Origin of the sequence: Mesorhizobium sp. Primo-A (assembly GCF_003997175.1) — a bacterium.
Classification (GTDB): domain Bacteria; phylum Pseudomonadota; class Alphaproteobacteria; order Rhizobiales; family Rhizobiaceae; genus Mesorhizobium; species Mesorhizobium ciceri.
The window spans coordinates 133,104-159,615 of record NZ_RZTG01000002.1 but is presented as its reverse complement, the minus strand read 5'-3'; the positions used below and the strand labels follow the sequence as shown (position 1 = coordinate 159,615).

22 protein-coding genes are annotated in these 26,512 nt (G+C 63.9%); 13 read left to right on the top strand and 9 right to left on the bottom strand.

Going from position 1 to position 26,512, the window contains the following annotated elements:
* The first annotated feature begins 61 nt into the window (after nucleotides 1–61).
* Nucleotides 62–2,791, top strand: a complete 2,730-nt coding sequence (mutS, locus tag EOC83_RS03545) for a DNA mismatch repair protein MutS (protein WP_063169906.1) — start codon at nucleotides 62–64, stop codon at nucleotides 2,789–2,791.
* Here the strand turns inward: mutS and EOC83_RS03540 are convergent, their stop codons facing one another.
* From EOC83_RS03540 to EOC83_RS03530, 3 genes are all read right to left on the bottom strand, one after another.
* Nucleotides 2,792–3,637 (bottom strand): aldo/keto reductase, encoded by an 846-nt coding sequence (locus EOC83_RS03540; RefSeq protein ID WP_127325918.1) that lies wholly within the window; start codon nucleotides 3,635–3,637, stop codon nucleotides 2,792–2,794. It lies immediately after the preceding gene.
* Between the two features lie 86 nt (nucleotides 3,638–3,723).
* Nucleotides 3,724–4,116, bottom strand: a complete 393-nt coding sequence (locus EOC83_RS03535; RefSeq protein WP_013528057.1) for a DUF305 domain-containing protein — start codon at nucleotides 4,114–4,116, stop codon at nucleotides 3,724–3,726.
* Nucleotides 4,117–4,159: 43 nt separating this feature from the next.
* Nucleotides 4,160–6,664: a heavy metal translocating P-type ATPase gene (locus EOC83_RS03530; protein ID WP_013528058.1), complete on the bottom strand. Its 2,505-nt coding sequence runs from the start codon at nucleotides 6,662–6,664 to the stop codon at nucleotides 4,160–4,162.
* Between the two features lie 189 nt (nucleotides 6,665–6,853).
* Between EOC83_RS03530 and EOC83_RS03525 the strand changes: the two genes are divergently transcribed.
* The 7 genes from EOC83_RS03525 to EOC83_RS03495 all read left to right on the top strand — a co-directional run bounded on the left by EOC83_RS03525 (nucleotide 6,854) and on the right by EOC83_RS03495 (nucleotide 15,202).
* Nucleotides 6,854–7,678: a glycosyltransferase family 25 protein gene (locus EOC83_RS03525; protein ID WP_013528059.1), complete on the top strand. Its 825-nt coding sequence runs from the start codon at nucleotides 6,854–6,856 to the stop codon at nucleotides 7,676–7,678.
* Nucleotides 7,679–7,756: 78 nt separating this feature from the next.
* Nucleotides 7,757–10,558, top strand: coding sequence for a [protein-PII] uridylyltransferase (locus tag EOC83_RS03520; RefSeq protein ID WP_063169904.1), 2,802 nt, complete (start codon nucleotides 7,757–7,759; stop codon nucleotides 10,556–10,558).
* 46 nt (nucleotides 10,559–10,604) lie between these two features.
* Complete coding sequence (gene murJ / locus EOC83_RS03515) at nucleotides 10,605–12,212, top strand: murein biosynthesis integral membrane protein MurJ (protein ID WP_013528061.1); 1,608 nt, start codon at nucleotides 10,605–10,607, stop codon at nucleotides 12,210–12,212.
* A 170-nt stretch (nucleotides 12,213–12,382) separates the two neighbouring features.
* On the top strand, nucleotides 12,383–13,450 hold the full coding sequence (gene trpS / locus EOC83_RS03510) for a tryptophan--tRNA ligase (protein ID WP_013528062.1): 1,068 nt from the start codon (nucleotides 12,383–12,385) through the stop codon (nucleotides 13,448–13,450).
* Between the two features lie 92 nt (nucleotides 13,451–13,542).
* Complete coding sequence (locus EOC83_RS03505) at nucleotides 13,543–14,034, top strand: universal stress protein (protein ID WP_013528063.1); 492 nt, start codon at nucleotides 13,543–13,545, stop codon at nucleotides 14,032–14,034.
* A 189-nt stretch (nucleotides 14,035–14,223) separates the two neighbouring features.
* On the top strand, nucleotides 14,224–14,793 hold the full coding sequence (locus EOC83_RS03500) for a NifU family protein (protein ID WP_013528064.1): 570 nt from the start codon (nucleotides 14,224–14,226) through the stop codon (nucleotides 14,791–14,793).
* An 82-nt stretch (nucleotides 14,794–14,875) separates the two neighbouring features.
* Nucleotides 14,876–15,202 carry an NIPSNAP family protein gene (locus EOC83_RS03495; RefSeq protein ID WP_013528065.1) on the top strand — a complete coding sequence of 109 codons (327 nt, stop codon included), beginning with the start codon at nucleotides 14,876–14,878 and terminating at the stop codon, nucleotides 15,200–15,202.
* Between the two features lie 111 nt (nucleotides 15,203–15,313).
* Here EOC83_RS03495 and EOC83_RS03490 read toward each other — a convergent pair whose 3' ends face one another.
* On the bottom strand, nucleotides 15,314–15,931 hold the full coding sequence (locus EOC83_RS03490) for a L,D-transpeptidase (protein ID WP_013528066.1): 618 nt from the start codon (nucleotides 15,929–15,931) through the stop codon (nucleotides 15,314–15,316).
* A gap of 226 nt (nucleotides 15,932–16,157) precedes the next feature.
* Between EOC83_RS03490 and cueR the strand changes: the two genes are divergently transcribed.
* The 4 genes from cueR (at nucleotide 16,158) to EOC83_RS03465 (ending at nucleotide 18,864) form a co-directional block, all read left to right on the top strand.
* Nucleotides 16,158–16,580: a Cu(I)-responsive transcriptional regulator gene (cueR, locus tag EOC83_RS03485; protein ID WP_024501803.1), complete on the top strand. Its 423-nt coding sequence runs from the start codon at nucleotides 16,158–16,160 to the stop codon at nucleotides 16,578–16,580.
* A gap of 58 nt (nucleotides 16,581–16,638) precedes the next feature.
* Nucleotides 16,639–17,070 carry an OsmC family protein gene (locus EOC83_RS03480; RefSeq protein WP_013528068.1) on the top strand — a complete coding sequence of 144 codons (432 nt, stop codon included), beginning with the start codon at nucleotides 16,639–16,641 and terminating at the stop codon, nucleotides 17,068–17,070.
* Between the two features lie 941 nt (nucleotides 17,071–18,011).
* Complete coding sequence (locus EOC83_RS03470; protein WP_127219059.1) at nucleotides 18,012–18,272, top strand: hypothetical protein; 261 nt, start codon at nucleotides 18,012–18,014, stop codon at nucleotides 18,270–18,272.
* A gap of 91 nt (nucleotides 18,273–18,363) precedes the next feature.
* On the top strand, nucleotides 18,364–18,864 hold the full coding sequence (locus EOC83_RS03465; protein ID WP_050596417.1) for an MmcB family DNA repair protein: 501 nt from the start codon (nucleotides 18,364–18,366) through the stop codon (nucleotides 18,862–18,864).
* A 14-nt stretch (nucleotides 18,865–18,878) separates the two neighbouring features.
* On the opposite strand, the gene nhaA is transcribed toward EOC83_RS03465, so the two are convergent.
* The 5 genes from nhaA to EOC83_RS03440 form a co-directional block, all read right to left on the bottom strand.
* The gene (gene nhaA / locus EOC83_RS03460) at nucleotides 18,879–20,087 is read right to left on the bottom strand and encodes a Na+/H+ antiporter NhaA (RefSeq protein WP_063169902.1); all 1,209 of its coding nucleotides are present in this window, start codon (nucleotides 20,085–20,087) and stop codon (nucleotides 18,879–18,881) included.
* A gap of 62 nt (nucleotides 20,088–20,149) precedes the next feature.
* Nucleotides 20,150–20,713, bottom strand: a complete 564-nt coding sequence (locus EOC83_RS03455) for an ActR/PrrA/RegA family redox response regulator transcription factor (protein WP_013528072.1) — start codon at nucleotides 20,711–20,713, stop codon at nucleotides 20,150–20,152.
* Nucleotides 20,714–20,798: 85 nt separating this feature from the next.
* A complete protein-coding gene (locus tag EOC83_RS03450; protein ID WP_063169901.1) occupies nucleotides 20,799–22,130 on the bottom strand; it encodes an ActS/PrrB/RegB family redox-sensitive histidine kinase in 1,332 nt (443 codons plus the stop codon).
* A gap of 26 nt (nucleotides 22,131–22,156) precedes the next feature.
* A complete protein-coding gene (hrpB, locus tag EOC83_RS03445; protein ID WP_063169900.1) occupies nucleotides 22,157–24,619 on the bottom strand; it encodes an ATP-dependent helicase HrpB in 2,463 nt (820 codons plus the stop codon).
* 47 nt (nucleotides 24,620–24,666) lie between these two features.
* Nucleotides 24,667–25,557 (bottom strand): DMT family transporter, encoded by an 891-nt coding sequence (locus tag EOC83_RS03440; protein WP_063169899.1) that lies wholly within the window; start codon nucleotides 25,555–25,557, stop codon nucleotides 24,667–24,669.
* Nucleotides 25,558–25,585: 28 nt separating this feature from the next.
* Between EOC83_RS03440 and EOC83_RS03435 the strand changes: the two genes are divergently transcribed.
* Nucleotides 25,586–26,275, top strand: a complete 690-nt coding sequence (locus EOC83_RS03435; protein ID WP_063169898.1) for a PIG-L deacetylase family protein — start codon at nucleotides 25,586–25,588, stop codon at nucleotides 26,273–26,275.
* Nucleotides 26,276–26,512 lie beyond the last annotated feature (237 nt).

Below are 26,512 nucleotides of genomic sequence, written 5' to 3'. Positions count from 1 at the left end.
TCCCCTGTTTTTCGAAGCCCCGGCATTAAACCGCGCGATCACATCTGCTAGCGTGCGGCGCATGAACATGCACAGCCCGAACGAGCCAGACGCCCCCGAGGCGATGACGCCGGTGCCGACCGCCCACGCCGGCGCCACGCCGATGATCGAGCAATTCATCGAGATCAAGGCGGCAAACCCGGATTCGCTGCTGTTCTATCGCATGGGCGATTTCTACGAACTGTTCTTCGACGATGCCGAGAAGGCAAGCCGGGCGCTGGGCATCGTCTTGACCAAGCGCGGCAAGTATCAAGGGCTCGACATTCCGATGTGCGGTGTGCCGGTGCATGCTGCTGACGACTATCTGCAGAAGCTGATCGGCCAGGGTTTCCGCGTTGCCGTCTGCGAACAGATCGAGGATCCGGCCGAGGCGAAGAAACGCGGCGGCAAATCGGTGGTGCGCCGCGATGTGGTGCGGCTGGTGACACCAGGCACCATCACCGAGGACAAATTGCTGGCGCCGTCGGAATCGAGCTTCCTGATGGCGCTGGGGCGGGTGAAAGGCGGAGCGGACCACTCCTTTGCGCTGGCCTGGATCGACATCTCGACCGGCGCCTTCCGCGTCACCGACACCACCGCCGACCGGCTTTTGGCTGACATCTTCCGTGTCGATCCGCGTGAGTTGATCGTTGCCGAGCCAGTGTTCCACGATCCGGAGCTGAAGCCGGTGTTCGACGTGCTCGGCCGCGTCGCCAGCCCGCAACCACCGTCACTGTTCGATTCGGCGTCGGCGACAGGGCGCATCGCCCGCTTCTTCGATGTGGCGACGCCGGACAGTTTTGGCGCCTTTTCGCGCGCCGAACTGTCGGCGATCTCGGGCGCCATTGCCTATGTCGAGAAGACGCAGAAAGCGGAGCGCCCGCCGCTGTCGCGGCCCGAACGCGAGGAGCAGGGTTCGACCCTGTTCATCGATCCGGCGACACGCGGCAATCTGGAACTGCTGCGCACGCTGTCGGGCAGCCGCGAAGGCTCGCTGTTCAAGGCGATCGACCGCACGGTGACCGGCGGCGGCGCAAGGCTGCTCGCCGACCGGCTGATGGCGCCGCTGACCGACCCGGCGGCGATCGGCGCCAGGCTGGACTCAGTGTCGTTCTTTCGTTCCGAAACGCGACTTTGCCAGGCGGTGCGGTCGAGCCTGAAGAGCGTTGCCGACATGCCCCGCGCGCTGTCCAGGCTGGCGCTCAACCGGGGTGGGCCGCGCGACCTTGGCGCGCTGCGCGCCGGCTTCGAGGCGGCAGGCGCGATCGCCGAAATCTTTGCCGCGACCGCCCTGCCCCCGGAACTTGCGGCGGCATTGGCCGCCATCCATGCACTGCCCCAAGCGCTTTCGCAGCATCTGATGCAGGCACTTGGCGACGAACTGCCGCTGCTCAAGCGCGACGGCGGCTTCGTTCGTGGCGGCTACCATGCCGATCTCGACGAGATGCGGGCGCTGCGCGACGAATCGCGAAAGGTGATCGCCGGGCTGGAACGCTCGCTGATCGACGAGACCGGCATCCGCTCGCTGAAAATCCGGCACAACAATGTGCTCGGCTACTATATCGAGGTGACCGCCAACCACCATGCTGTGATGACCGGCAGCGATGGCGCCAAGGCGCGCTTCATCCACCGCCAGACCATGGCCAACGCCATGCGCTTTACCACGACCGAGCTTGCCGAGCTCGAGACCAAGATCGCCAATGCCGCCGACCGGGCGCTCAACATCGAACTGGCCGCCTTCGAGGCGCTGACGACGGAAGCGGTCGGCGAAGCGGAGAAGATCCGTGCCGGCGCCGATGCGCTGGCCGTGCTCGATGTCTCCGCGGCGCTCGCGCTTCTGTCGGAAAGCGAAGCCTGGTGCCGGCCGGTGGTGGATTCGAGCCTTGCCTTCGAGATTACGGGCGGGCGGCATCCGGTGGTCGAACAGGCCTTGCGCCGCTCCGGCGAAGGCCCGTTCGTCGCCAATGATTGCGACCTGTCGCCGGAGGGAGCTGCCCGGAACGGCGCGATCTGGCTTTTGACCGGCCCGAACATGGGCGGTAAATCGACATTCCTGCGGCAAAACGCGCTGATCGCCATCCTGGCCCAGACCGGCTCGTTCGTGCCGGCGACATCGGCCCATATCGGCGTCGTCGACCGGCTGTTCTCGCGTGTCGGCGCCTCGGACGATCTGGCGCGCGGCCGCTCGACCTTCATGGTCGAGATGGTCGAGACGGCAGCGATCCTCAACCAGGCCGGCGAGCGCGCACTGGTGATCCTCGACGAGATCGGCCGCGGCACCGCCACTTTCGATGGCCTGTCGATCGCCTGGGCGGCGGTCGAATATCTGCATGAGAAGAACCGCTGCCGGGCAATCTTCGCCACCCATTTCCACGAAATGACCTCGCTGGCCGGCAAGCTGGCGCGTCTCTCCAACGTCACCATGCGGGTCAAGGAATGGGAAAACGACGTCGTCTTCCTGCACGAGGTCGGCAAGGGTGCCGCCGACCGCTCCTACGGCGTGCAGGTGGCGCGGCTGGCCGGCCTGCCGGAAGCGGTGGTCGACCGGGCCAAGGAAGTGCTGCACCAACTGGAAGAGGGCGAAGTTTCGGGCAAGACCAACCGGCTGGTCGACGATCTTCCATTGTTTTCGGTGGCGGTGAAGCGAGAAGCGCCGAAGCCGGTCAAGAGCGACGCGCTGGGGGCGGCACTCGGCGACATCAACCCGGACGAAATGACGCCACGCGAGGCGCTGGAAGCGCTCTACCGGCTGAAGGGGTTGGCGGGGACGTAGTCAGATCATCTCCAACCCGCGCTTGCGCGCTGGTGGCGGGAAGGCGCGGTCGAGATCGGCGATGTCCTGCGGCGCAAGCTTGATGTCGAGCGCAGCGACATTCTGGCGGACATGCTCCTCGCTGCTGGCCTTCGGGATGGCGATGACGCCCTCCTGATGCATCACCCAGGCCAGGGCGATTTGCGCTGGGGTCGCATTGTGGCGCCCGGCGATGGCTTCGAGCCTGGCATTGCGCGCCAACGCACCCTGCTCGACCGGAGAATAGGCCATCAAGGGGATGCCGCGCTGCCGGCTCCAGGGCGCCAGATCGAATTCGAGGCCACGCCGGACCAAATTGTAGAGCACCTGGTTGGTCTGGACATTGCCGCCATCGGGCAGGCCGATCAGCTCTTCCATCTCGTCGGTGTCGAAATTGCTGACGCCCCAGTGGCGGATCTTGCCGGCCTTTTTCAGGGCCTCGAAGGCCGCGACGGTTTCCGTCAATGGCACGCTGCCGGGCCAATGCAAGAGATAGAGATCGATGCGGTCGGTGCGCAGGCGTTTCAGGCTGTTTTCGCAGGCCCGCTGCACGCCCGCGCGCGAGGCGTTCGACGGTAGCACTTTCGAGACCAGGAAGGTCTCGTCGCGGCGCCCGGCAATGGCTTCGGCCACCCCCTCCTCGGCACCGCCGCTGGCATACATTTCGGCGGTGTCGATCAACGTGATGCCGAGGTCGAGGCCGAGCTTGAGGGCATTCACCTCATCGGCGCGGCGACGGGAATCTTCGCCCATCTTCCATGTGCCCTGGCCAAGCACCTGAACGGCTTCGCCGGAGGGCAGTTTGGTGGTTCTGATGGTCGGTGGCATGGCGGGCTCCAGTTGGGGCCGGATCGCATCACAGGCTGGGCGATAAATCCAGAGGCGTTCTCGCCGCGCTGGCGATGGCTGAAGACTTACTTCACCGGATGGGCGGCGAGCCAGGCCTGCATCTGCTTGATCTCTGCTTCCTGCGCGGCGATGACGCCTTCGGCCAGCTTGCGGATTTCCGGGTCCTTGCCATTGGCAAGTTCAACCTTGGCCATGTCGATCGCACCCTGATGGTGCGGGATCATGCCTCTGACGAAATCGACGTCGGCATTGCCGGTATAGTCGGACGCCATCATGTCGGCATGCATCTTGTCCATCGCCGCCTTGTAGCCTTCCGTCGAAGGACTGGTCGCGTCCGTCGCCATAGCGCCCATGTCGTGTTTCATCTCTTCGCTCTGCGCCGGAACGCTTTCGAGGAAGACGGCAACCAGCATTCCGGCCGCCATCAGCAGCAGCACGAGTTTTTTGGCGAAGGTCATACATGGTCTCCTGTTGGATGGGTTTCGTATTTGGGGGCTTGGATCAGAGTTTCAATGTTCTCAGCCGCAATGCGTTTGCGATCACCGACACCGAGGACAGGCTCATCGCCGCCGCTGCCAGCATCGGCGACAGCAGCGTGCCGGTGAGCGGATAGAGCACGCCGGCGGCGACCGGCACGCCAAGCACGTTGTAGAGGAAGGCAAAGAACAGGTTCTGGCGGATGTTGCGGATCGTCGCCTGAGCCAGCGTGCGCGCCCGCACGATGCCGTTGAGGTCGCCTTTGACCAAGGTGATGCCGGCGCTTTCGACGGCGACATCGGCGCCGGTGCCCATGGCGATGCCGACATCGGCGGCGGCAAGGGCCGGTGCATCGTTGACGCCGTCGCCGGCCATGGCAACGCCGGTGCCTTTTGCGCGCAGTTCCTCGACAAGGGCTGCCTTCTGTTCCGGCAGCAGGCCGGCGCGGACCTCGTCGATGCCGAGGCTTCTGGCGATCGCGTTGGCCGTGCGTTCATTGTCGCCGGTCGCCATGATGATCCGCAAGCCGCTTTCATGCAGCGCCTTGATCGCCTCGGCCGTCGTTGTCTTGATAGGGTCGGCGACGGCGACGATGCCGGCCAGTTTTTTGTCGACAGCAACGAACATCGCCGTCTTGCCTTCGAGTTGCAGCGCCTCGGCCTTGGCCGAGATGGATGCGATGTCGACGCCAAGGTCGGCCATCATCGCGGCGTTCCCGAGCGCGACCGTCTTTCCCGAGACCGAACCGGACACACCCTTCCCGGTGACCGCCTCGAAGCCGCTGGCCTCTGCAACGGTCACGCCGCGCGTAGCGGCGCCGTCAACGATGGCTTCAGCCAGCGGATGCTCCGAGCCTTTCTCCAGGCCCGCGGCAAGCGCCAGCAATTCGTCTTCGGAAAAGCCGTTTGCCGTGACGACATCGGTCAGCTTCGGCCGGCCTTCGGTCAGCGTCCCCGTTTTGTCGACGATCAGCGTGTCGACGGAAGCGAAGCGTTCGAGTGCTGCGGCTTCCTTGATCAGCACGCCGGCATGCGCCCCGCGCCCGGTGGCGGTCATGATCGACATCGGCGTGGCGAGGCCGAGCGCACAGGGACAAGCGATGATCAGCACCGACACCGCCGAGACGATGGCAAAGATCAGGCTGGGCTCGGGTCCAAACACGGCCCAAGCGATGAAGGCGACAATCGCGACAAGGACGACGGCCGGGACAAAGTAGAAAGAAACGCGATCAGCCAACCCTTGGATCGGGGCGCGCGAGCGCTGCGCCTTGGCGACGAGCTCGACGATGCGCGCCAGCGTCGTCTCGGCGCCGACCTTCTCAGCGCGCATGATCAGCGCACCATTCTTGTTGAGCGTGCCGCCGGTCAGCGCATCGCCCTCGACCTTCTCGACCGGCAACGGCTCGCCCGTGATCATCGATTCGTCGAGCGAGGACCGTCCTTCCAGCACCGTGCCATCGACCGGCACGGCGTCACCGGGGCGTATGCGCAGGCGATCGCCGGCCTTGACGGCGGCGAGGGGCACGTCGTTTTCGGAACCATCGGCGGCGATCAGCCGCGCTGTCTTCGGTGCGAGATCGAGCAAGGCGCGGATCGCCGAGCCGGTCTTTTCACGGGCGCGCAGCTCCAGCACCTGGCCAAGGAAGACCAGCGCGACGATGACGGCGGCAGCCTCGAAATAAACCGGCACCGCACCGCCATGGCCGCGGAACTGATGCGGAAAGATATCCGGAAACAGCGTGGCGACGACGCTGTAGAGATAGGCGGCGCCGACGCCGAGCGAGATCAGCGTCCACATGTTGGGGCTGCGGTTGACGAGCGAATCCCAGCCGCGGTGGAAGAAAGGCAGTGCCGCCCACAACACGACGGGGCTGGCCAATGCCAGCTCAAGCCAGACCTTCGTCCGCTCGTCGACAAAAGCCTGGAAAGTCAGGCCAAGCATCGGCGCCATGGCGACGACCAGCAAAGGGACGGATAGAGCGGCACTGACCCAGAATCGCCTGGTGAAATCGACCAGTTCCGGATTGGGACCCTCGTCACCCGTTGGTACGCCCATCGGCTCCAGCGCCATGCCGCATTTCGGGCAGGATCCGGGCTTGTCGCGGACGATCTCCGGGTGCATCGGGCAGGTGTATTGCGTGCCCTTGGGCATCGGCTGCGGTGCTGGCCTGCCGCCGAGATATTTTTGCGGCTCCGCCTCGAATTTCGCCTGGCAAGCGGCCGAGCAGAAATAGAAGCCCTGGCCTTCGTGGCGGGCAAAATGACTGGCTGTCGCGCGGTCGACGCTCATGCCGCAGACCGGATCGGTGGCGGTCAGGAATTTTTCCAGTTCGGCGACGAATTTCGTGCGGCAGCCCTGGCTGCAGAAATGATAGAGATGGCCATCATGCTCGGCCGTCGGCTTGCCAGCCGCCGGATCGACAGTCATGCCGCAGACCGGGTCGCGGACGACGCTCTTCGTGGTGGGCACGGCGCCTTTTGTCGAGCAGCAGCTGCCGTGCGCGTGATGATCGTGATCTGAATGCGTCATTCGAAAATGCCTTGATGGATCGGTGTGTGACGTGGAGATAGGGCTTCCAGTAACTGGAAGGTCAAGGGCTGTTTCGACTTTTCTTCTCCGGTCCACGGCGCGTCCATCCACCCCAGAAAAAGTCTCACGCGGCAACACCAGGCCTGCTAGAAAGCGCGAGCGTCGCGGGGGTGGGGATTTTCTTCGGCAATGAAGCGTCTGGTCATCAATCTCGATCGGTCTCCCGATCGCCTTGCCCGTGTGACGGCGGAGTTTGCCCGCATCGGCGTTGCATTCGAACGCGTTCAGGCCATAGACGCACGCGACCGGCCGGAGCTGGACCAGCTGCCGCAAAATGTCGGATATCGGAACAGGCTGCCATTGACTGACGGCGAGATCGCCTGCCTGCTCAGTCACCGGGCCTGCTGGGCTGTCATCGCGCAAGGCGACGCCCGCTACGGGGCGATTTTCGAGGACGACATCGTCTTTGCCGCAAAAGCCGGCGCATTGCTTCGCGACAGCGACTGGATCCCAGCCGATGCCGAAGTCGTCAAGCTCGAAAGCTACTTCTGTAAGACCGTGATCCGACGCAAGCGCATTGCCATCGGTCACGGCTTTTCCACATCCAAACTCGACGCCGAACATATAGGAACCGCCGGCTACATCATCTCCAGGCAAACCGCGCTCGACCTGATCAAGGCCACCGAGGAGATCGGCATCGCTGTCGACGACCTTGTCTTCAACCCCGAGTTTTCGGTTTTGCGAGGCGAGACGATCTATCAGCTTGTTCCTGCGCTCTGCGCGCAAGATCAGTTCCTTGGCGACAGGGCGCTCCAATTGCCAAGCCTGCTCAGAGAAAAGCGGGATATCCAGTGCGCCGCACCCGCCGGGACCGGGAAACGCAGAAAGACAGCCATAGCGAGGGTCAAAGCCGAGGCTCGGCGAATAGGCAAGCGCATTGTCGATTTCGGTCGACTGAAGCGGAGAATGGTCATTCCATTTACTTATCCGAGCCAAAACTCAGCCGGGTCTTGAACCGGCTTCAACGCCCCATACCCAGCGCCGCCAAAACGCGCTATAGACGCCGCCGAAACGGCAAGGCCGACTGGATATATGGCAAGAATCTCCCTGAAGCTCGACGAATTGATCGACGGCGAAGCCTTGCGCCGCGAGATGACCGCGCTGACCGCGGGCACGGCGGGCGACGGCTCAGGGCAGGCTGCGCGCAATGGTGTGCTCCAGCTGCTCAAGGGACGACTGGCGGACGGGCGCGCCATTGCCGAACGCATGCTGAGGGACGATGGCGGCGGCAGCGCCTGCGCGGCGCGGCTGTCGCATCTCATGGACGAGATCATCCGGGCGCTTTACGATTTCGCCGTCACCCATGTCTACCGGGTCAAGAACCCGTCCTCCGCGGAGCGCATGGCCGTCGTCGCTGTCGGCGGCTACGGCCGTGGAACGCTGGCGCCGGGGTCCGACATCGACCTGTTGTTCCTGCTGCCTTACAAGCAGACGCCGTGGGGCGAACAGACAGTCGAATACATGCTCTATATGCTGTGGGACCTGGGGCTGAAGGTCGGCCACGCCACACGCAATATCGACGAATGCCTGCGCCTGTCGCGCACCGACGTCACCATCCGCACCTCGATCCTCGAAGCACGTTTCCTGTGGGGCGAGGAAAAGCTCTATGATGAACTGATGCTGCGCTTCGACCATGAGGTGGTGCGCACGACCGGCCCCGAATATGTCCAGGCCAAGCTTGCCGAACGCGATGACCGCCATGCCAAGGCCGGCGAAAGCCGCTATCTGGTCGAGCCCAACGTCAAGGACGGCAAGGGTGGCCTGCGCGATCTGCAGACGCTGTTCTGGATCGGCAAATATTTCTACCGGGTGCGCACCGGCGAGGAATTGGTCGATAAAGGCGTCTTCACCGAGGGTGAGTACCGCGAGTTCCAGAAAGCCGAGGATTTCCTGTGGGCGGTACGCTGTCACATGCATTTCCTCACCGGCAAGGCCGAGGAGCGGCTGCATTTCGACATCCAGCGCGAGATCGCCGAACGGCTCGGCTACACCACGCACCCCGGCCTGTCGGCGGTCGAGCGCTTCATGAAGCACTACTTCCTCGTTGCCAAGGACGTCGGCGACCTGACCCGCATCTTCTGTGCCGCGCTCGAGGAGGAGCAGGCCAAGCACGTGCCGGGCTTCAACCGCATCTTCCTGACTTTCTCGCGGCGCAAGCGCAAGCTGGCCGGCACGTCGGACTTCATTGTCGACAACCACCGCATCAACATCGCCGACGACCAGGTGTTCGAGCGCGATCCGGTCAATCTGCTCAGGCTGTTCTGGTTCGCCGACAAGCACGGTCTGGAATTCCACCCCGATGCGCTGAAGCTGCTGACCCGTTCGCTCGGCCTGGTCAACAAGTCGCTGCGGCGCGACGAGGAGGCCAACCGGCTGTTCCTCGACATATTGACCTCGGATCGCAATGCCGAACTCAATCTGCGCCGCATGAACGAGGCCGGGCTGCTCGGCAGGCTGATCCCGGATTTCGGCAAGATCGTCGCCATGATGCAGTTCTCGATGTACCACCACTACACGGTGGACGAGCACCTCATCCGCTGCATCGGCGTGCTGGCCGAGATCGAACGCGGCGACGGCGAAAAGGTCCATCCCCTGTCGCACACGCTGATGCCGGGGCTGAAGAAGAGCCGCGAGGCGCTCTATGTCGCCGTACTGCTGCACGACATCGCCAAGGGCAGGCCGGAGGACCATTCCGAGGCGGGGGCCAGGATCGCACGCCGCATCTGTCCGCATATGGGGCTGTCGCCTGCCGATACCGAGACCGTTGCCTGGCTGGTCGAGAACCATCTCGTGATGTCGATGACAGCCCAGACCCGCGACCTCAACGACCGCAAGACCATCGAGGATTTCGCCGCGATCGTGCAGTCGGTCGAGCGGCTGAAGCTGCTTTTGATCCTCACCGTCTGCGACATCAGGGGCGTCGGACCGGGTGTCTGGAACGGCTGGAAGGGCCAGTTGCTGCGCACGCTCTACTACGAGACCGAATTGCTGTTGACCGGCGGGTTTTCGGAAGTGTCGCGCGCGCAACGCACGGCGGCGGCGCGCGAGCGTCTGGCCGAGGCGCTTGCCGACTGGCCGGACAAGGCCCGCAAGCGCTATGTCGGCCAGCACTACGAGAATTACCTTTTGACCGTCGATCTCGCAGACCAGCTGCGCCATGCCGAATTCATTCGTGAGGCTGACGCGTCAGGCAACAAGCTTGCCACCATGGTCAAGACCCACCAGTTCGAGGCGGTGACCGAAATCACCGTGCTGGCGCAGGACCACCCCCGCCTGCTCTCGGTCATCGCCGGGGCGTGCGCCGGGGCCGGCGGCAACATTGTCGACGCGCAGATCTTCACGACGTCGGACGGCCGTGCGCTCGACACGATCCTGATCAGCAGAGAATTCGACCGCGACGAGGACGAGCGCCGGCGTGCCGAGCGTGTCGGCCGGCTGATCGAGGACGTGCTGTCGGGCAAGAGCTGGCTGCCGGAAATGATCGAGAAGCGCACCAAGCCGCGGCGCGGCTCCAAGGTGTTCAAGATCCCGCCGCGTGCCGAAATCCGCAACACGCTGTCGAATCGTTTTTCGGTCATCGAGGTCGAGGGCCTCGACCGGCCTGGGCTGCTGTCGGAGATCACCGGAACGCTTTCCGACCTGTCGCTTGACATCGCATCGGCCCACATCACCACCTTCGGCGAAAAGGTCATCGACACTTTCTATGTCACCGATCTCACTGGCCAGAAGATAGATAACCCGGCCCGCATCGCCACCATCCGCAATCGGCTGATGGCAACGCTCGAAGGCATCGTGTCCGAACGCGGCGGCAAGTCCAGGGCGGCGGCCGAGTGACAACGACCATCACTTTGTCCCAATTCCGCAGGCAGTTCCCAAAAGCATGAGCCTCGTCAAGAAATTCGCAACGGTCGCTTCCGGCACGCTGATGAGCCGCGCGCTCGGTTTCGGCCGCGAGATGCTGATGGCCGCCGCACTCGGCACCGGACCGGTCGCCGATGCCTTCAACGCCGCCTTCCAGTTTCCCAACACCTTTCGCCGGCTGTTTGCCGAGGGCGCCTTCAACGCCGCCTTCGTGCCGCTGTTCGCCAAGGAGATCGAGACCCACGGCACCGAAGGCGCCAAGCGCTTTTCCGAGGAAGTGTTCGGCGTGCTGTTCACGGCGCTGCTGGCGCTGACCATCATCATGGAATTGTCGATGCCGCTGATCGTGCGCTATCTGGTGGCGCCGGGTTTTGCCGGCACGCCGGGGAAGTTCGACACCACGGTGACGCTGGCGACGATCATGTTCCCCTATCTGATCTGCATGTCGTTGGGCGCGATGATGGCGGGCATGCTGAATTCGCTGCGCCGCTATTTCGCCGCCGCCGTGGCGCCGGTGTTCCTCAACATCATCCTGATCGGCGTGCTCGCCTATGCCTGGTACAAGGGCTCGGATGCCCTCACAGTCGGCTACGGGCTGTCCTGGGGCGTGCTTGCCGCCGGACTGGTGCAGCTGGCGATCGTCTGGGTGGCAGTGCGCCATGCCGGCATCTCGATCGGCTTTCGCCGTCCCAGAATGACGCCCGCGGTCAAGCGGCTGCTGATCCTGGCGCTGCCGGCGGCCATCACCGGCGGCATCACACAGATCAACCAGCTGATCGGCACGGCGATCGCCTCGGCGCAGAACAGCGCGGTGTCCTCGCTCGCCTATGCCGACCGCATCTACCAGTTGCCGCTCGGCGTGGTCGGTGTCGCGGTCGCCATCGTGCTGTTGCCCGAACTGTCGCGCGCGCTGAAGTCGGGCAATCTGATCGAGGCGGCCAATCTGCAAAACCGCTCGGTCGAGTTCACACTGTTCCTGACGCTGCCGGCAGCCGCCGCACTCTGGGTGATGTCGGAGCCGATCGTACGGCTGGTCTATGAGCGCGGCGCGTTCGCCGCCAACGGCTCGACGCCAACGGTGGCGGCGATCCTGGCGATCTTCGGCCTCGGCCTCCCGGCCTTCGTGCTGATCAAGGCATTCACGCCGGGCTATTTCGCCCGAGAGGACACGCGTACTCCGATGATCTTTGCCGCCATCTCGGTGGCGGTGAACGTCACCACGGCGCTGACGCTGTTTCCACGGATGGGCGCGCCCGGCATCGCGGTGGCCTCGGCCGTCGCCGGCTGGGTCAACGCGGTGATGCTGCTCGGCGTCCTGATCCGGCGCGGCCACTGGGGCCGCGACGTGCCGCTGATGAAGCGCATTCCACGTCTGGTGCTGTCGGCTATCGTGATGGGGGCAGCGCTCTATTTTGCCGAGCATTGGTTCGCCGTCAGGCTCGGGCCCGGCTCGCCGCTGGTGGTCAAGGCGACGACGCTGCTGTCGCTGGTCGCGGGTGGGGCGCTGCTGTACTTCATCACGGCGTTTGCCACCGGCGGCGCCGATTTCGGCATGATCCGTCGCAACGTCAAGCGGGGATCTGGCAAGTCGGCGCCACCGATCGCAAAGACCGACCTGGACGAGTAGCGCCCGACACGCTCGCAGCGCCGTCTTGATCGCAGCGCCGTCTTCGTCCATAAGCGCGCCGTCGCAAGACTTTCGCCGCGCGCGGTTTCCAGCCGCGTGATTGGCTCCGAAAAGTCTGCAACTTTTCGGAATCACGCTTATACGGCCCTCCACAAGCCATGAGGACAATCATGACCGCCTTCAAGCCACTCGTCTTTTCCGGTGTCCAGCCGACCGGCAATCTGCATCTCGGCAATTATCTCGGCGCCATCAAGAAATTCGTTGCCCTGCAGGACACCTCCGATTGCATCTATTGCGTCGTCGACCTGCATTCGCTGACAGCCCAACTCGTTTATGAAGACCTGGCCGACCAGACGCGGTCGATCACTGCGGCGTTCCTGGCCTCCGGCATCGATCCGAAGAAGCACATCGTCTTCAACCAGTCACGGGTCATGCAGCACGCCGAGCTTGCCTGGATCTTCAATTGCGTGGCGCGCATCGGCTGGATGAACCGCATGACGCAGTTCAAGGACAAGGCCGGCAAGGACCGCGAGAATGCCTCGCTCGGCCTGCTCGCCTATCCCTCGCTGATGGCTGCCGACATCCTGCTCTACCGTGCCACCCACGTCCCTGTCGGTGAGGACCAGAAACAACATCTGGAGCTCACCCGCGACATCGCGCAGAAATTCAACAACGACTTCTCCGACCGTATCGCAGCGCTCGGCGTCGGCGTCGAGATGCAGGTCGGCGAAGAGACCGTGAACGGCTATTTCCCGCTGACCGAGCCGGTCATCGGCGGGCCGGCGGCGCGCATCATGTCGCTGCGCGACGGCTCCAAGAAGATGTCCAAATCGGACCCGTCTGATCTGTCGCGCATCAACCTGACCGACGACGCCGATGACATCTCGAAGAAGATCCGCAAGGCCAAGACCGATCCGGAAGCGTTGCCGAGCGAGCTGGATGGCCTGGCCGGCCGGCCCGAGGCAGAAAACCTGGTCGGCATCTATGCGGGTCTCGCCGAGATGTCGAAGGCGGATGTGCTCAAGCAATTCGCCGGCCAGCAGTTTTCCGTGTTCAAGCCGGCCTTGGCCGATCTTGCTGTGGAAAAACTGGCGCCGATCGCCAGCGAGATGCGCCGCATTTCGGATGACCGCGCCTATGTCGACGCGGTGCTCAAGGACGGCGGCGAGCGCGCCGGCGTGCTGGCCGAAGCGACGATGAAGACGGTGCGCGACATTATCGGCCTGCTGCAGGGCTGATCGCGACATCGGGTGCACTGGCACAAGGCCGGCGGCTTGCCGCCGGTCCGCCGCAGTGGCAGATTGCGCCGCAAGACACCGAGTAGATAGACATGGTCTCCAAACGCCTCAGCCGCGAAGCCGGCCATCGCAGGAAATTCCTGACGATCATCGACGACACGCCGGAATGCGAGCGTGCCGTCGCCTATGCCTCGAAACGGGCGCAGAGCACCAGCGGCACGCTGGTGCTGCTCTATGTCATCGTGCCGGACGATTTCCAGCATTGGCTGGGTGTCGAGAAGATCATGCGCGAGGAAGCTAACGCCACGGCGCGCGCCGCACTCGACAGCTATGCCAACAAGGTGCGCCAGAAGCTCGGCATCGAGCCCGAGATGGTGGTCCGCGAAGGCAAGCCGACGGAAGAGATTCACAAATTGATCGAGGAAGACCAGGACATCGCCATCCTGGTGCTGGCCGCCGGTGCGGGCAAGGAAGGCCCGGGACCGCTGGTCGGCGCCGTGGCCGGCAAGGGTGCCGCCTTCCCGATCCCGGTGACTGTCGTGCCGCAGAACCTTTCGGACGAGGAAATAGACAGCCTGGCCTGAGGTGTGCTGATTTTCAGGTGATGCCGGCCTGACCTGAATCTCAACACACCTTCGGGCGCGTCCCAGGGGCGCGCAAAAAACATTCCGCCAGCCAGCCATTCCGGCGATGCGTTTCGCTTGAATGTCCAGCCAATTGAGCCTATTTAGAATTGTTCCAAACTAGATGCCCAACCGGGCACGGAGACGGCCATGTTCATCCAGACCGAATCGACGCCAAACCCGGCGACGCTGAAATTCCTGCCCGGCAAGGAAGTGCTTGTGGAAGGCACCGCCGATTTCCGCGATGCCGACAGCGCCGCCGTCGCCTCGCCGCTGGCCGGCCGGCTGTTCGAAATTCCTGGCGTCACCGGCGTTTTCTTCGGCTATGACTTCATCACCGTGACCAAGGATGGCCCCGACTGGCAGCATTTGAAGCCGGCGATCCTCGGCGCCATCATGGAGCATTTCATGTCCGGCGCGCCCGTCATGGCCAAGGCCGGCCCGGCCGCCGAGACCAGCCAGACCGGTGAGTTCTACGACAAGGCCGACGAGGAGCTGGTCATCACCATCAAGGAGCTGCTCGACACGCGGGTGCGCCCGGCGGTCGCCCAGGATGGCGGCGACATCACCTTCCGCGGCTTCGAGAATGGCACGGTGTTCCTGCACATGAAGGGTGCCTGCGCCGGCTGCCCGTCATCGACGGCGACGCTGAAGCACGGCATCCAGAACCTTCTGCGCCATTTCGTGCCGGAAGTGCAGCAGGTCGAGCAGGTCTCCTGACGCCCGTTTTGACAATTCTACCCTGCTGACCGTCTGGTCCGATTTCTTCGCTTCCGGCGCATCGGTCAGAAGGAACTCCAAAATGATCTACGAACTTCGGGTTTACCGGGCTCTGCCGGGACGCTTGCCGGCGCTTCTTGATCGCTTCGACAAGATCACGCTCAAATTATGGGAAAAGCACGGTATCCGCCAAGCGGGTTTCTTTACCACGCTGATCGGAGCTTCGAACAACGAACTGACCTACATGCTGGCATGGGAATCGCTGGCCGAACGCGAAGAGCGCTGGACGGCGTTCGTGAAGGACCCTGCCTGGACGCAGGCGCGGGAAGACTCCGAGCGTGATGGCCAGATCACCGAGACAATCATCAACCAAATTTTGGTACCCACCGCGTTCTCGGCGGTGTCCTGACCGCCGAGCAGGCGTCGCATCGCGCAAACAACAAAAAACCGGGCCGAATTGCCCGGTTTTCTGCTTGGGACGTCCGTTGTTGCCTAGACGGTCCGCGTACGAAAACTGCCTCTAGAGAACGATGACCTTGGCGCCGACCGAGGCGCGGTCATAGAGGTCGATAATGTCCTGATTCATCAGCCGGATGCAGCCAGACGACATCGCCTTGCCGATCGAATTCCATTCGGGGCTGCCATGCAGGCGATAGCCTGAATCACCGCCCTTGTTGAACAGGTACATGGCGCGCGCGCCGAGCGGGTTCTTCAGGCCCGGCTCCATGCCGCCGGCAAACTTTTCCAATTCCGGCTGGCGCTGGATCATCTGCCTCGGCGGCGTCCAGGTCGGCCATTCGCGCTTGAGCGCAATGTGGGCGGTGCCATGCCACTCGAAGCCCTCGCGGCCGACGCCGATGCCGTAGCGAATGGCCCTTCCGTCGCCCTCGATGAAATAAAGGAACTTGTTCTGCGTATCGACGATGATCGTGCCCGGCTTTTCCGGGCTATCGTAGTTCACTTCCTGCCGATGGTACTTCATCGGCACTTTCTCGATCGGGATGCGCGGCAGCTGATAACCGGCGTCGGTGACCGCGCCGTAGTCGTTGGAGAAGATCTGCGAGCCGATGGTGCTGCAACCGGCGATAGCAGTGGAGAGCGCCAGTGCGGCGATGATTGCAAACGACTTCATGCGCATCAGGTGATCCGGTGCCCCGCCCAAACTCGGCGGCACGAGTCGGCCGCTCTCTCATCATCATTCATGCTGGCATTTGCTTTGCTTGCCAAGCGCGCGATGCCTATATGCCTGCCTTGACGTACCGGTAAGCGTATCACTATGGCATTTTGGCAACAGGACTCACAGGATTGTGAAGCAAATTCAAGGGGCCTGCTCCATGGGTTCCTGGAAATCGAGGAGAACCGTCATGAATGTCGGTGACGCCGCCCACCGCTCCGGCCTGCCGGCCAAGACCATCCGTTACTATGAAGAGATCGGCCTGATCGCCCCGGCACGCGCCGCCAACGGCTACCGCGATTATTCCGGAGACGACATCCATCGGCTGGCCTTCCTGCGCCGCGCGCGCAATCTCGGCTTTTCCATCGACGATTGCCGCCAGCTGATGGCGCTTTACCAGGATCGCAGCCGCGCCAGCCAAAACGTGCGCGAAATCGCCGCCGCCCATGTCACGGCGATCGAGGAGAAAGTGCGCGAGTTGCAGTCGATGCGCTCGACGCTGCAGAAACTGATTCATGCCTGTCACGGCGACGAAAGGCCGGATTGTCCGATCCTTGATGACATGGCGGGCGCGGCATTGCCTAGCGACAAGGGCGCCTCTGCGCCTGCATAATGACCGTATGTCGACGACGCCCGAAGCCTGGTCGACTCCTGCCGGGAGGACATCCGCAATGGTCTCGATGACCGTCGAACTGCGCAATGTGGAGGACACGCGAGCCGCCATGGGCTGGGCCGGCGGCCACACGATCATCGTCGACCGGCCCGAAGGCAAGGCCGGCGGCATGGGCCTGGGCTTCAATGGCGGCCAGTTGCTTGCCCTGGCGATCGGCGGCTGCTTCTGCAACGATCTTCGCTACGTCGCCGAGGAAATGGGCGTAACGCTCGACAAGATCGCCGTGACCGTGACGCTGAACCTCGAAGGCAAGCCTTTGCTCGCGACCTCGTCAACCATGGCGGTTTCATGCACGACGCTGGACGGCTCCGACCCGGCCGAGATCATTACAAGGGCCGCGGCGATTTCCACGGTCAGCAACTCCCTGCGCCAGGGCGTGTCGGTGAGCATTGAAACGGCCGCAACGACGGCCGGCTTGTCGGAGGAATGATCCCCGGGAACAGGCGCATTGGCCGCGTGGATTGTCAGAGATCGCCAAAAAAGGCCCGCCGCCGGCACGGCAGAGCGATTGACCCAATTTTCTTCGGCATCTGGGCGCGTCAATCAGCCGCTCTATGTCTTCCCTTGTCGCAATGATCAACGATGGAGGTTGGCATGGATCGGCGATTGTTTCTGACTGGAATGCTTGGGCTGGCAGGGGCTGCGACCGTCGTCGCAATCGCGCGTCCTGCCACCGCCTTGGCCGGCATCCCGAATACGGGGCCCGGCATTCTCGACGAGCTCGACAAACCGTCCGACGATATTCTCGACCCGGATGGTCCCGGTGTCCAGGATGGCGTCGAGTTGGTGCGGCACCGCAGATGGCACCGCCGCCGTCGCCGACGCGGGTGGAGGCGGGTCTGCCGTCGCTATTGGCGCAATGGCTATTGGCGCCGCAGATGTTTCCGCAGATCCTTCTGGATCCACTTCTGACGAGACCAGCAACGCGAAGGTCCCGGCGCCCGCCGGGGCCTTCGCTATCGCTGCGGGCTTCAATCAATCGGCAAAAAAAGGCCCGCCGCCCCTCGGCAGCGGGCAGGTCCTGGAGTGCCGGGGGATCAACCCGGCATGGGATCAACGAGCGGATCACCGGTTGGTTGCAGGGATCGGCCCGGTAGCCTTCCTTTGGGTGGACCGCCACCGGGCCTGACCGGAGCGGGGTGTATTGGGGGAGCCCCGGCTGCTTCCAAAATATCACTTTTCTCTTATATTCGCTTTAGCTAATTTACATAAAGCCATGCATCACCCGCAGATGGGGTGCGCACTTCACGAAAGTGTCGAAGTGACGTCTCCCTGCTTATGCCATTCGGAATTCGCGGAACCAAAGCGGTTGCATCTGACTTTGGTTGGTGACGCGCAAAGACTTTTTCGCTGCTATCTTAAAGTTACCAAATGGAAATTGACCGGCGCAGCATATCAAGTCGATTTGCGCTGACGATCTCTCTGTTTTTCCAGGAACTGCTTGGCGTGCTCCGCCCAATCAGCCGTGGTGACTTTATGCTCCTGAACGGACTTTCTGAAAGCCTTGCGCAGAGCATCAAGGTCAAAGGCCCACAGTTGTTCACCATCAGTGCTGTTCAATTTTGTGCCGCCCGTCCCCATGAGAACGATGGTGTGCACCACAAGCTCAATCTTTCAAGGATCAATGCCTGACTTCTTTTGGGTATATCCGGGTATATCGAATATACAATCGCCTGCATAAAACAGGTTCAAACCGTGAACAGAATCTGGCATGGTGCCTGGCATGCCGATCATCTCGCCCATCCCAATCAACCCTCTCATCGACGGTCGCCAGTCCGAACGCGCCATGCTGGTGCGGCGCGGTGTGCAGCGGCTGCTCATGGATATGGGCGCGCATGTCTTGCCCGAACTGTCGCTGGCCACCGGCCGCCGTGCCGACCTCGTCGCTTTGACCCGGCAGGGCGATATCTGGATCATCGAGATCAAATCCTCGATCGAGGATTTCAGGGTCGACCGCAAATGGCCCGACTACCGGCTGCATTCCGACCGCTTCTTCTTCGCCACCCATCCCGGCGTACCCTCGGAGATCTTCCCGCACGAATGCGGCTTCATCCTTTCCGACGGCTATGGCGCCGAGATCCTGCGCGATGCGCCCGAGCACCGCATGGCAGCGGCAACGCGCAAGGCGCTGATGCTGCGGATCGCGCGGGCCGGCGCTTCGCGGCTGCTGGCGGCGGAGCTTGCCGGCGTGTCGGTGCCGGCGCTGGAGGGTGAGAGCGAGTAGCGGCGTCCTTCAGTCTATGGCCGGCTCTCCTCTTCGCCGTCCTCCACGCCACCCCTAGCGGACGCCATGAGCAGCACGGCAGCGCCCAGGATGGCGGCGATGAAGGAGCCGGCGAGGATGCCGACCTTGACCGCGTCCTGCAGCGCCACGTCGCCGGCGAAGGCGAGCAGGCCGATGAACAGGCTCATGGTGAAGCCGATGCCGCACAGCAGCGATATGCCGATCATGTGCGTCCAGCCGGCATTGGCGGGTAGGTCGGCAAGACCGAGCCTGATGGCAAGTGCCGAGGAGCCGAACACGCCGACCAGCTTGCCGACCACCAGGCCGGCGGCGACACCCAGCGTCAACGGCTCGATCAGCGCGCCAAAGCTCAGGCCGGCGAGCGAAACGCCGGCATTGGCAAAGCCGAAGATCGGGATGACGACGAAAGCCACAATCTTGTGCAGGCCGTGCTCGAGCCGGTGCAGCGGCGAACGGTCCAGATCGTGACCGATCCCGGCGGAGCGCTCAAGCGGGATGGTCAGCGCCAGCGCCACGCCGGCAAGCGTTGCATGGACGCCAGATTTCAGCACCAGAACCCACAGGACGACGCCCAGAACGAGATAGGGCACAAGCGTCATCACCCGCATGCGGTTGAGCACGACAAGCGCGGCAATGATTGCGAAGGCGGCACCCAGATAAGCCAGCGACAAGCCGCTGGTGTAGAAGATGGCGATGATGATGACGGCACCGAGGTCGTCGATGATGGCCAATGCTGTGAGGAACACCTTCAGCGAAGCCGGCACGCGGCTGCCGAGCAGCGACAGCACGCCGAGCGCAAAAGCTATGTCGGTGGCGGTCGGGATCGCCCAGCCGGACAGGGCGGCCGCATTGTTGCGGTTGACGGCGACATAGACGAGTGCCGGAACCAGCATGCCGCCGGCGGCGGCGATGCCGGGCAGCACGCGCCGAGGCCAGGTGGAGAGCTGGCCGTCCAGCATCTCGCGCTTGATCTCCAGCCCGACGAGCAGGAAGAACACCGCCATCAGCCCGTCATTGACCCAGTGCGAGACGCTGAGCGGGCCGAGATAGGCGTGGAGCACGGAGAAATAGGTTTCGGCGAGCGGCGAGTTGGCGACGATCAACGCAAGTGCCGCCGCCGCCATCAGGATGATGCCGCCGGCCGCTTCGCTATCGAGAAATTCGCGGAAGACGGAAATCGGCCGCTGCTTCAGATCCTGCATGTCGCCTCCGTCATGCCGCCTGTTTCGGCGGGTTTCAATCGGCAAGATGGCAAACGGTGGCCTTAACGCGGCGCGCGCTTTGCCAGTATGCGCTGCAAGGTGCGACGGTGCATGTTGAGCCGGCGCGCTGTCTCGGAGACGTTGCGCTCGCACATCTCATAGACGCGCTGGATATGCTCCCATCGGACGCGGTCGGCCGACATCGGGTTTTCCGGCGGCGCCGCGCGCTCGCCGGCGGTGCGGGTGAGTGCGGCGAAGATATCATCGGCGTCGGCGGGCTTGGAGAGATAATCGACCGCACCGAGCTTCACCGCGGTCACCGCGGTGGCGATGTTGCCATAGCCGGTCAGGATGATGGTGCGGGAATCCTCGCGCTTTTCGCGGATGGCCGCGACCACGTCGAGGCCGTTGCCGTCGCCGAGCCGCATGTCGACCACGGCGTAGGCGGGCGGATTGGCGCGCGCCTTGGCAACCGCCTCCTCGACGCTCTCGGCCGTCTCGACCACGAAGCCCCTGGCTTCCATGGCGCGGGCCAGACGCGTGAGGAACGGCTTGTCGTCATCGACGACAAGCAGCGAGGTGTCCTCGCCTTCAACCATTGCGCCAATATTCTCGTCGCCTGTCATAGTCTCAAAATTCCTGCTGCCTTAATTTTACGCAAATATAGTTCCTGAGCCTCCTTGTCCAATTTTTAGAGGTCCTTCAAGGCTCTCAGGCAGTGTCGAACATGCTGGCCGAAGTGATTTCCGGATTGAGGAACACACCACGCGGCCACGATATCTGGACCATGGCGCCCTCGCCCAGGCCACCCGAATTGCGGAAATCGAGCACGGCACCAGAGCGTTCGAGCAGGGTCTTGGCGATGAACAGGCCGAGGCCCAGACCACCGCCGGTTTCATTGCCCTGGCGCGTCGACATATAGGGCTCGCCGATGCGGTCGATGATCTCGGCCGGAAAACCGGGGCCGTCATCGACGATCGAGAAGGTGACGGTGGCCTCGTCCCAGCTCCAGCGCACGGTGACGCTTTTGCGGGCGAAATCGACCGCGTTCTCGACCAGGTTGCCGAGGCCGTAGATGACGCCCGGATTGCGCTGCCCGACCGGCTCGGGGCCGATGCGTTCGCCGGGCCGAAGCTTGATCGAGATGCCGAAGTCCCGGTGCGGCGCGGTGACCTCCTCGACCAGCGATGTCAATGGCAGCCGCGAAAGATGCGCCTCACCCTCCGAGGACAGGCTGGTCAGCCGCTTGAGAATCTCGCGGCAACGCTCGCTCTGCGAACGCAACAGCGTCACGTCTTCCCCATATTTCGGATCCTTGCCGAGCGCCTTTTCCATCTCCTTGGCGACAAGCGCGATGGTGGCGAGCGGCGTGCCGAGCTCGTGCGCGGCCGCGGCGGCCAGCCCGTCGAGCGCCGAAAGGTGTTGCTCGCGCTGCAGCACCAGCTCTGTTGCGGCGAGCGCATTGGCCAGAAGCCGGGCTTCGGCTGCCACCCGAAAAGCATATATGGCGGTGAAGGCGATCGAGGACAGCACCGCCATCCACATGCCGGCGACATAGAGAAAAGGCATGGCCAGCGGCGCATCCTCATGCCAGGGCAGCGGCAGATGGACAAAGACCAGAAAGGTCGCCGCCGACATGACCAGCCCGCCGAGGATGGCAGTCAGGCGCAGGGGCAGCGATGTCGCCGAAATGACGACAGGCACGGTCATCAGCAGCGAGAACGGATTGGTGAGGCCGCCGGTCATGTAGAGCAGGCCGGCAAGCTGCAGGCTGTCGAAGATGAGGATGCCGAAGGCCGCAAGCGGCGTGAGCCGGTGTGCCGCCGGAAAGCGAAAGGCGAGAAACAGGTTCATCCAGGCCGAACAGGCGATCAGGGCAAAGCAGAGGCTGACCGGCAGCGGAAACTTCAGCCCATAGGCGACGACGAGCACCGCCAGGCTCTGACCGACAATGGCAAGCCATCGCAACCGGATTAGCGTGTTGAGGCGCAGTCTCTGGCTCTGCTGGAAATCGGGCGAACGCAAAACGTTGATCATGGCCATGAATTACAGCCGCGAAGCTCCAAAGGCTAGGTCCCGCGCGGCTTGGCCCGGGCGGTGGCGGCGGCGAGCAGCGGGTTTTCCGGCCAGACATGCTTGGGATAGCGGCCGCGCATGTCGGCGCGCACGTCGGTCCAGGAGCCGCGCCAGAAGCCGGGCAGGTCGCGCGTCGTCTGGATCGGCCGGTGCGCCGGCGACAGGAGTTCGAGCGTCAGCGGCACAGTGCCATTGGCGATCGAAGGATGGCGGTCGAGGCCGAACAGCTCCTGTACGCGAATCGCCAGCACCGGCCATTCGCCGTCATAGCGGATAGGCACATGGCTGCCGGACGGAGCGTCGAAATGGGTCGGCGCCAGCGTATCGATCCTGCGCTGCAGATCATGCGGCACGAGGCTGGCCAGCCCGGCCGAGACAACGCCTGCATCGATGGCGGCAAACGATGCCGCGCCGGCGAGGTAAGGCAGCAGCCAGTCGTCGAGGCGCTCGACGAGGGCGTCATCCGCCATATCGGGCCATGGCGCGCCCAGGCCGCGATGCAGCCAGCCAAGCCGCTGGCGCAGCGTTTGCGCCTCCTTGCTCCAGGTCAGCAGCGACAGCCCGTGCTGGCGCACGGCATCGAGGACGGCGCGGTCGGCGTCGGCCCCCGTTGGCGGCGGCAGCATGCGCTCGGCGAGCGTGATGGCGCCAAGGCGCACGGTTTCACGTACACGCACGGCGCGCTTGTCCCGATCGAAGCTCGTTTCACGGCGCGCCTCGATCCTGTCCGCCAACGCGACACGGACATCGTCCTCGCCGATCGCCGCTGCCGCCGTGATGCGCGCATTCTGTGCCTTGCCCTGCAGGTCGGCGACGACCAGAAACGGCTCGCCCGCCAGCGGGTCGGCGGCGTCGAGCATGGCGCCGGAGCCGTTGGCCAGCACGAAACGGCCGCGCTCGCCGCGCGCCTTCGCCACCCGATCCGGCCAGGCGTGCACGAGCAGGGGACCGCCCGCCGCAGCTTCGCTGCCCTTTGCTCCGCCAGCCTGCCTTGCCAGCCTTTCGGCGAGCTGCTTGGCGGCGGTAGCGCGCGGAGATCTTTCCCCGCGAAAACGCATCAGCCGCCGCTCCAGATCGGCGCCGAGGCCACCGAGGCCGCGTTCGGTAAGCAGCACGGCGAACATTGCCGCCTCGAAGGCATGGCCGCTGCCGGCTGCCTCGGCAACCATATGCGCCAACCGCACCGGCAGAGCGAGCTTGCGCATCGCTGCACCCGCTTCCGTCAGGCGCCCCGTCTCGTCGATGGCATCCAGCGCGCGCAGTAGCCCCCTTGCCTCATTGAGGGCCGGAACAGGTGGCGGATCGAGAAAAGCAAGCGCTGACGGATCGGCAACGCCGAAGGCAGCACAATCGAGCAGCAGTCCGGACAGATCGGCCTCAAGGATTTCCGGCGGCGTGAAAGCGGGAAGTGCAGCCGTTTGCTCGGCCCGCCACAGCCGGATGGCGACGCCTGGCTGCGTGCGCCCGGCACGGCCGGCGCGCTGGTCGGCGGAAGCCTTGCTGACACGCACGGTCTCCAGTCGGGTCAAGCCACTGGCCGGCTCATAGCGCGGCAGCCGCGACAGGCCGGAATCGATGACGACGCGCACGCCGTCGATGGTGATCGAGGTTTCGGCTATCGAGGTGGCCAGCACCACCTTGCGGCGGCCCGCCGGCGGCGGCTTGATCGCCGCGTCCTGCGCCTTGCCGTCCAGCATGCCGTAGAGCGGGACGATGTCGGTATCGGTGCCGACCTTGCCGGCCAGCCGTTCGGCGGTGCGCTCGATCTCGCGCTGGCCGGGCAGGAAGGCAAGGACGCTGCCGCTCTCGTCGGCAAGGGCGGCGCGGATCGCCTTGGCCATCGCGTCCTCGATGGCGATGCCGGCCGGCCGTTCGTCATAACGGATATCGACGGGAAAGGCGCGACCCTCGCTTTCGACGACCGGCGCGCCCGACATGAGTTTGGCGACGCGCGCGCCGTCGAGCGTCGCCGACATCACAGCCAAGCGCAGATCCGGCCTGAGCGCCCCCTGCACGTCGAGCGCCAGAGCGAGACCGAAATCGCCGTCGAGCGAACGCTCGTGGAATTCGTCGAAAATGACAGCCGAAACACCGGGCAGTTCGGGATCGTCGAGGATCATGCGCGCCAGCACGCCTTCGGTGACGACCACGATCCTGGTCTTTGCCGAAATGCGGTTTTCCATGCGCATGGCGTAGCCGACGGTGGCGCCGGGTTCCTCACCAAGCAACTCAGCCATCCGGCGAGCGGCGGCGCGAGCGGCGAGGCGGCGCGGTTCAAGCAGGATGATCTTGCCGGCGCCGAGCCAAGGCGCGTCAAGCAGCGCCAGCGGCACCAGCGTGGTCTTGCCAGCGCCGGGCGGCGCCACCAGCACGGCGCTGTTGCCATCGCCAAGCGCTTCCCTCAGCGCCGGCAGCACGACGGACACAGGAAGCTCCGGCAGGGGTTTTGTGGTCATGGCGCCCGCATATCAGCGGTTACGGCCACGGCGCAACCAGAGTCGGTTCAAAGCCGGGTACGCGAAAACGGGTTCCAGCGCACGGTCCCCAGCCGCGCTTCCTCACGCACCATGGTCAACAGGCCGGCGCCGCCAACGACCGCCAGGCCAACCAGCGACAGCCCGTCCGGATATTCCTGGAAAAACAACGCGCCGAGGATCACCGCCCAGGCGATCTGCGAATAATGCGTCGGCGCGACCCGGTTGGCAGGCGCGTATTTCATGGCCAGCAGTTGAAGGAATTGTCCACCTGCTGTGAAGGCACCGGCCGCCGCCAACCACAGCAACTGCTTGCCGTCGGGAACGGTGAACGAGGTGGCGGCGGCACCGATGCCGTTGAACAGCAGGCCGTAGCCGACCAGCACGCCGAGCATGGTGGTGCGCTTTTCCTGCTGCGCCAGCGAGCGCATCAGGATGACGCTGGTGGCGGCGAGGAAGGCAACACCGAAGGCGGCAAGGTGGCCGAGATTGAGCTCGCGAAAGCCCGGCCGCACCACCAGCATGACACCGGCGAAACCGGCGACCACTGCCAGCCAGCGCCAGGGGCCGACCTTCTCCTTGAGGATCACCGTGGAGAGAATGGTGACGCAGAGCGGCGCCAGGAATATCAACGCATAGGACTCGGCCAGCGGAATGGTGGTGAAGGCGTAGACACTGAGCACGCCGGAAGCGATGCCCGCCCAGGCACGCGCCTGCACCGCCCATGGCCTTCTGGTGCGCCAGAAATCGCGCCAGCGTTCGCCCGCGGGCCGCGTGAAGAACAGGAAGAAGCCCGCGAACAAGGTTATGAAAAAGCCGATCTCGAAGATCGTGAGCTGACCGCCCAGGCTTTTGACAACGGCATCGCTACCCGAATAGCTTGCGTAGGCGATCAGGGCGAGCAGGATTCCGTTCGTCACGTTGTTCCAATTCCGGGGAGAGAGTGGTTTGAAAATCCTGGCGCTCGGTGCGCATCCGGACGACATCGAGATCTTCATGTTCGGTACGATGGCCGCCTATGCTGCGCAAGGCGCAGAACTCACTTTTGCCATGGCCACCGATGGTGCCAGGGGCGGCACAAGTGATCCCGCTGTTCTCGCTCGTGTCCGTCGCGACGAAGCAACGGCCGCGGCCGCGCTGGTAGGCGCAGTGCCACGCTTCCTCGACTTCCCGGACGGCGAGCTGGTGGCCGATGCAGCGCTGATTGGAGCTCTGAAAGCACTGATCGGTCAAATCGGCCCGGATCTGGTGATCACGCATGCGCCCAACGATTATCATGCAGACCATCGCGCGCTGTCGGACGGCGTTCGTATCGCGGCGTCTTTCGCCGTCCCAGTGCTGCATGCCGACACGATGGGCGGCACCGGTTTCTCGCCGACGCACTATGTCGACATTTCCGCCCATGCCGACGTCAAGGCCGAGGCGATCCGCATGCATCAATCGCAGGATCCCGACCGCTTCGTCGACATTGCGCGGACACAGAACGCCTTTCGCGCCGGCCAGTGCAACGGCGCGCAAGGCTCATCGGCCGAAGCCTTCCGTTTCGAACCGTCGTTCCCGTTCGCCGATATCCGCGCGCTGCTGCCGCCGGCGCCGGCGATCCGCAAGGTGATGGTGAGCACCAGAAGGGTAGATTGAAAGCCGAGGCTGCCCCACGTCCCGGTCAGAATCGGCCTGAACAGCTTCGGTAAACCAGCCAGCGACCCGCGCTTTTCCCAACGTTTTCAGACATCGCCATAAGCATGCTGCGGCGCAGCAACGAATTCGCTTGCCTTGTTTAGTAAAAATTGCATCACTAAACAAATTACTAAACATCTGCAGCGCAACCGCGCCGCCATGTTTGGGCCCCTGAGGAGAGGGGTTGAGGGCTTTTTG

Excerpts from the sequence above, each read along its gene's own strand:
- mutS (WP_063169906.1), top strand. The coding sequence starts at position 62 with ATGAACATGCACAGCCCGAACGAGCCAGACGCCCCCGAGGCGATGACG.
- EOC83_RS03520 (WP_063169904.1), top strand. The coding sequence starts at position 7,757 with ATGGCAAGAATCTCCCTGAAGCTCGACGAATTGATCGACGGCGAAGCC.
- EOC83_RS03480 (WP_013528068.1), top strand. The coding sequence starts at position 16,639 with ATGGTCTCGATGACCGTCGAACTGCGCAATGTGGAGGACACGCGAGCC.
- cueR (WP_024501803.1), top strand. The coding sequence starts at position 16,158 with ATGAATGTCGGTGACGCCGCCCACCGCTCCGGCCTGCCGGCCAAGACC.
- EOC83_RS03450 (WP_063169901.1), bottom strand. The coding sequence starts at position 22,130 with ATGGCCATGATCAACGTTTTGCGTTCGCCCGATTTCCAGCAGAGCCAG.
- EOC83_RS03495 (WP_013528065.1), top strand. The coding sequence starts at position 14,876 with ATGATCTACGAACTTCGGGTTTACCGGGCTCTGCCGGGACGCTTGCCG.
- EOC83_RS03535 (WP_013528057.1), bottom strand. The coding sequence starts at position 4,116 with ATGACCTTCGCCAAAAAACTCGTGCTGCTGCTGATGGCGGCCGGAATG.
- EOC83_RS03470 (WP_127219059.1), top strand. The coding sequence starts at position 18,012 with ATGGAAATTGACCGGCGCAGCATATCAAGTCGATTTGCGCTGACGATC.
- hrpB (WP_063169900.1), bottom strand. The coding sequence starts at position 24,619 with ATGACCACAAAACCCCTGCCGGAGCTTCCTGTGTCCGTCGTGCTGCCG.
- EOC83_RS03525 (WP_013528059.1), top strand. The coding sequence starts at position 6,854 with ATGAAGCGTCTGGTCATCAATCTCGATCGGTCTCCCGATCGCCTTGCC.
- EOC83_RS03455 (WP_013528072.1), bottom strand. The coding sequence starts at position 20,713 with ATGACAGGCGACGAGAATATTGGCGCAATGGTTGAAGGCGAGGACACC.
- EOC83_RS03500 (WP_013528064.1), top strand. The coding sequence starts at position 14,224 with ATGTTCATCCAGACCGAATCGACGCCAAACCCGGCGACGCTGAAATTC.
- EOC83_RS03530 (WP_013528058.1), bottom strand. The coding sequence starts at position 6,664 with ATGACGCATTCAGATCACGATCATCACGCGCACGGCAGCTGCTGCTCG.
- nhaA (WP_063169902.1), bottom strand. The coding sequence starts at position 20,087 with ATGCAGGATCTGAAGCAGCGGCCGATTTCCGTCTTCCGCGAATTTCTC.
- murJ (WP_013528061.1), top strand. The coding sequence starts at position 10,605 with ATGAGCCTCGTCAAGAAATTCGCAACGGTCGCTTCCGGCACGCTGATG.
- EOC83_RS03490 (WP_013528066.1), bottom strand. The coding sequence starts at position 15,931 with ATGCGCATGAAGTCGTTTGCAATCATCGCCGCACTGGCGCTCTCCACT.
- trpS (WP_013528062.1), top strand. The coding sequence starts at position 12,383 with ATGACCGCCTTCAAGCCACTCGTCTTTTCCGGTGTCCAGCCGACCGGC.
- EOC83_RS03505 (WP_013528063.1), top strand. The coding sequence starts at position 13,543 with ATGGTCTCCAAACGCCTCAGCCGCGAAGCCGGCCATCGCAGGAAATTC.
- EOC83_RS03540 (WP_127325918.1), bottom strand. The coding sequence starts at position 3,637 with ATGCCACCGACCATCAGAACCACCAAACTGCCCTCCGGCGAAGCCGTT.
- EOC83_RS03465 (WP_050596417.1), top strand. The coding sequence starts at position 18,364 with ATGCCGATCATCTCGCCCATCCCAATCAACCCTCTCATCGACGGTCGC.